This window comes from Nostoc cf. edaphicum LEGE 07299, from assembly GCF_015207245.1.
GTDB classification, from domain to species: Bacteria; Cyanobacteriota; Cyanobacteriia; order Cyanobacteriales; family Nostocaceae; genus Nostoc; species Nostoc edaphicum_B.
This window is the reverse complement of the sequence record NZ_JADEXF010000340.1, coordinates 1-5,201: the sequence shown is the minus strand read 5'-3', so window position 1 is coordinate 5,201 and position 5,201 is coordinate 1. Positions and strand designations below refer to the sequence as shown.

Here is a 5,201-nt window from a genome sequence, read left to right as displayed (position 1 = left end):
GGGTTCGGGGGTTGCTTCCTAGTGGCAAAATTAAGAGGCGGAAAGTGAGGGGTGGTAGTCGTCGGGCGAGAGTGAAGAAATAATTTTTTTAAACGCAAAGGAACGCTAAGGGAAGCGCAGAGGTACGCAGAGGTATGGAAAAGCAAGATGAGAGTTTGGCGGCGTTGCAGGAGTTGATTGAGGTGGTGGCGAAGTTGCGATCGCCTGATGGTGGTTGTCCTTGGGATTTGGCTCAAACTGCGGAAACTTTGACACCTTTTGTAATTGAGGAAGCTTATGAGGTAGTGGATGCAATTAAGAGTGGGGATAAGGGTGCGATCGCTGAGGAGTTAGGCGATTTATTATTACAGGTGGTATTACAAGCCCAAATCGCTAGTGAATCGGGGCAGTTTTCTCTTAAGGAAATAACTCAGGGGATTTCTCAAAAGTTGATTCACCGTCATCCTCATGTGTTTGGTGATGTGTCGGTGGCAAGTGTGGATGAGGTGCGGCAAAACTGGGAGCAAATCAAAGCTGCGGAAAAGGGCGAAGCATCTCCAGACGCGCAAAAATTTAGCGCTAAACTCGCTCGTTATGGGCGTACTCTTCCCCCACTGACGGCGGCGATGAAGATTTCTCAAAAGGCTGCTGCGATCGGGTTTGAATGGGAAAATATTCAGGGTGTCTGGGATAAGTTTCATGAGGAGTTGGGAGAGTTCCAGCAAGCTTTAGCTGAGGAAACACCCGAACGACAAGAAGCAGAATTAGGCGATTTACTATTTGCAGTGATTCAGCTCGCACGTTGGCATAATCTTGACCCCAGCACCGCTTTGCAAGGCACTAATCAACGATTTGTCCAGCGATTAGAAAAAATGGAGGCAGTTGTCGATCGCCCCCTTTCTGATTACAGTTTGAATGAGTTAGAAACTCTCTGGCAACAGGCAAAAGCTCAACTTGCTCAAGAAGGGTATTAGTCATTTGTCATTTGTCATTAGTTTTCTTCCCCTGCCCATTTCTTCTTCAAGATTTTTCAGCATCGAACCACTTATCATATAACGATTGATAAGTGCCATTTTCTTTGAGATTCAGCAGGGCCTGATTAATTGGTTTGCGGTAGGGACTGTTGTTGGGCAGGATGATGCCGTAGCTTTCTTCACGCAAGATACTGCCAACAATCTGTACTTTCCCTTTGCCTTCATTGGCAGTATAGAAGAGGAGTACAGGTGCATCAAACACTACGGCATCAGCTTTTTTTGTTTGCAAAGCATTGTAAGCTTGCTCAATCTTGCTAACTTCTAAAACTGAAATCTTATGTTCTCGCAGGTATGTGGCGGCTGTGCTACCCGCAGTTGTGGCCACTACCTTGCCGGGTAAATCGTCTATACTCCTGATATCGCCCTGAAGCTGTTGTACTGTCAATGAAGTAGTAGCGCTGGCTGTAAAGTAGGCGGCAAAAAGTACTCCGATGAACATCCAGACAATACCTACTAGGCGCCCCAGTACTCCTTTGGGCATTTCATCAGCTTGGGTTGCTAATGTGGCAGCTGCCCACCAACAGGCTTTGAAAATGCCAGGAAAGTATGATTTGGGAATCATCCCATCTTTATGATGGCGCTCAGATAACCAAATAATGTGGGCTGCTACGACAATTAAGACTAGAGCAACGCCTATTACCTGCAAGAGGCTAGTAGAGAAAAATAATTGCAAAATATTTGGGAAGGCGCTGTCGTTGGTTTCTGCGTTTCGTACCATTATTTGCAGCCCCCCAGCAAAAATGGGTAATGAGAAATCAAAATTCTGCTGGCGTTCGGCTGTAATCGAGATAGCTGAAATTCCCAAGTTGGCTTTGCTGTCCTTAATGGCAGAAAGCAGTTCTGGCACAGTGGAATATTCTATAAATTTAGACTCTACACCTATTTGCTTGGCGATGCTGCGCCAGAGGTCGATACTGAATCCCGATAGCTCACCTTTGTTTGGTATTACAAAGGGCGGTATAACTCGTGTAGCTACTAATAAAGGTTGTTGGAGTTTTGGGGATTGCTGGGGTTCCGGTTTTTGGGCCAGTCCTGGGGATGTCATTAGCAACAATGCTAGAATTCCACCTACTAGTCCTATGCAGGTATACAGTGCTAAGGAACGTCTGGTTTTGTTTTTATGGTCATATCATGCCAATCGGGCTTTTTCTCCCAGCCATAAGTTGGCGAAATCTAGTAGCGATCGCATTTATCATCAGAATTTTCTTAGGGTTGTGTGCATAATCTATTTATCATGCCCACCCCATACCAAATATCACGTTCATCATCTTTCTAAAACCAATTTTTTCAGATTTAGGGGGACTGAGGATTGGGAAAATAGATTACCTCGCCTGTAGTCGGGTTGATTGTTTCACATTTGCGTAGGCATAGTCCGCACTCCTCTACAAGACGCTGCGCGAACGACATGGTTCGACTCCGCTCACCAGCCGCTCAGTGACCATCGTAGACATCGCTTACATTATTTACCCACTCATGCTTTAATCAGTAACTTGATTGGGCCAAAATTGGCCTATTGTTCTGGGACTGTTGCTGTAAGCATCAGGCCCCCCTTAAGCTATAAAAACATTTGCTGAAATCTACCTAATATGTTTCTTGCTGTACAACACTATAGGTAGATTTCTTGATGAATTCTTTATTTTAAGATGGTAGTTAGAGGTTGAGAACTATTTTGTGTCTAATTCACTTTGTAGAACTGGCGTCGTCAAGACAAACCTCTATCTTTTGAGCAATAGGTTTAAGATCGGCTTTTAGCGTACATTTGGGTTTATATTTAGCCTGATGTTTTCTCTGGGGTGCGCTTGTTAGGTCTTAGCAAAGTGAGCAATATGAATGTAGACGGTTTTAGTCAACAAATAGAGATATTGCGCTCGCGGGTAACGGGATTAGTGCAAAGGACAGCAAGTGAGCCGTATTCACAGCAAGAGCTAACAGCAGAAGCTTTTGAGGAACTGCAAATCACTTTGGAAGAACTAAAAATCGCCTCCGAGGAACTACAAGCAACACGAATCGTAGTAGAGAAGGAGCGTCAGCGCTACCAAGAATTATTTGATTTTGCGCCTGATGGTTACTTGGTAACTGATACATTCGGCATTATCCTGGAAGCTAATCGTGCTGCGACCATGCAGCTCAATGTTTCACAGCGATTTTTGGTTGGCAAGCCGCTACTTACTTTCATCGCCCAGTCAGATCATCAAGCTTTTTTTAATTACCTAACTCAGTTGCAGCATATCAACCGAGGCGGGGAATGGGAAGTGTGTTTACAACCACGAGAAAAAATCTGTTTTGATGTAGCTTTGACAGTAGTTACCGTTCGTAATGAAAAAGGTAAGCCAATTGCTCTGCGCTGGCTAATGCGCGACATTAGCCAGCGTAAGCATTTAGAATTGCAGCGCCAGCAGTTATTTACCAATGAGCAAGCCGCCCGAATTGCAGCCCAAGCCGCAGAGAAACGCTCTAATTTTTTGGCTGAAGCAAGTAGTGTATTGGCATCTTCCTTGGATTATCGCACTACCCTAACCAGCGTCGCGCAATTAGCAGTGCCTACTCTTGCCGATTGGTGTATTGTAGATGTCATCGAACATAATTTGCCAGTTTTCACTAACTCAGTCATCGTTGCATCAGAACCAGCAAAGGAAGCATTGATCCGAGAACTTCAAGAACGCTATCCAATTCCTGTTGATGCTGATTATGGGCCAGCGAAAGTTTTACGGACTGGTAAGCCGGAATTGGTTACAAACATTCTTGAGTCTTCATTACAGAAAAAGTCTTCGGACGAAGAACACTTCATTCTGCTGCGCCAACTCCAAGTTAAGTCTCAGATGGTAGTGCCACTGTTAGTACGCGAACGCAAGCTGGGGACAATTCTATTTGCGTCTGCACAACCAGGACGCCATTATACTACTGTAGACCTAGAAATGGCTGAAGAACTTGCTCAACGAGCAGCATTCGCCATTGAAAATGCCCAGCTTTATCGGCAAGCCCAAGAAGCTAACCGCATCAAGGAAGAATTTTTAGCGATCGTTTCCCACGAACTTCGTACACCTCTCAATTCTATGCTGGGTTGGGTTCAACTAATGCGTAATCGAAAATGGGACGAAGCAACTACTTCTAAGGCATTGGAGATAATCGAGCGGAATGCCCAACTTCAAAGAAAACTGATTGAAGATATCCTAGATATCTCACGGATTGTACAAGGTCAAATTCGCCTAAATATTCGTAAAGTTGACCTTCTGCCTGTAATTCACACGGCAATTGAATCTGTACATCCCACATCTGAAATTAAGAATATTCAAATTGAATCTAATCTTGACTGTTCAGTTGGTCAAGTTATGGGTGATGCCGAACGTTTACAACAAGTTGTCTGGAATTTGCTCTCTAATGCCGTCAAGTTTACACCTAACGGAGGGCGAGTTGAAGTATATCTAGAACAGGTAAACTCAAATGCTCAGATAACTGTCTCTGACACAGGTAAAGGAATTAGTGCTGACTTTCTACCTTATATCTTTGAGCGCTTCCGTCAAGCTGATAGCACAACTACTAGAGTAGATAATGGTTTGGGGTTGGGGCTAGCGATTGTACACCATTTAGTAGAAATGCACTCAGGCACAGTCTACGCAGTTAGCGAAGGGGAAGGACAGGGAGCAATATTTACAGTGTTGTTACCTCTAGTAGAACCGCAACCAGAGCATTTAATTAAAAACAGTGAAGTAAAAGTCGATAATCTCCCAGTACTCAACGGCTTGCAAATACTTGTTGTCGATGACAATGCCGATACGCGGGAGTTAATTGCCTTCATTCTTGACCAGTCTGGAGGGCAGGTGACGGCAGTTAGCTCAGTAGGTGAAGCTCTGGAAGCGCTAGAACGATTAAAACCACATGTTCTAGTCAGTGATATTGGAATGCCAGATGAGGATGGTTATTCCCTGATTCGGAGAGTGCGGGCGCAGGAAACAGAGCAAGGGGAAAAGATTCTAGCTATAGCACTAACGGCATTTGCTAGAGAAGAAGAACACAGGCTAGCTCTACAAGCTGGATTCCAAGTTCATTTATCCAAGCCAGTTGAGCCAGAAGAGTTGGTGGCAGTGGTAGCGAACCTTACCAAAGGTAGCAAACAAGTTTAACGCACAATTAAGCTTTTGGCAGCAAATGCGATCGCCAAATCAACAAATGCGAACTCCAAATCAACAA

General features: G+C 44.5%; 3 protein-coding genes. 2 read left to right on the top strand and 1 reads right to left on the bottom strand.

The features are described from left to right. Window positions 1-134: 134 nt before the first annotated feature. Complete coding sequence (gene mazG, locus IQ229_RS12075) at window positions 135-953, top strand: nucleoside triphosphate pyrophosphohydrolase (protein ID WP_194043986.1); 819 nt, start codon at window positions 135-137, stop codon at window positions 951-953. 46 nt (window positions 954-999) lie between these two features. Here the strand turns inward: mazG and IQ229_RS12070 are convergent, their stop codons facing one another. Beyond that, a complete protein-coding gene (locus tag IQ229_RS12070; RefSeq protein ID WP_194043984.1) occupies window positions 1,000-2,058 on the bottom strand; it encodes a transporter substrate-binding domain-containing protein in 1,059 nt (352 codons plus the stop codon). A 781-nt stretch (window positions 2,059-2,839) separates the two neighbouring features. Between IQ229_RS12070 and IQ229_RS12065 the strand changes: the two genes are divergently transcribed. Continuing rightward, window positions 2,840-5,134, top strand: coding sequence for a PAS domain-containing hybrid sensor histidine kinase/response regulator (locus IQ229_RS12065; RefSeq protein WP_194043982.1), 2,295 nt, complete (start codon window positions 2,840-2,842; stop codon window positions 5,132-5,134). The last annotated feature ends 67 nt before the right edge of the window (window positions 5,135-5,201 follow it).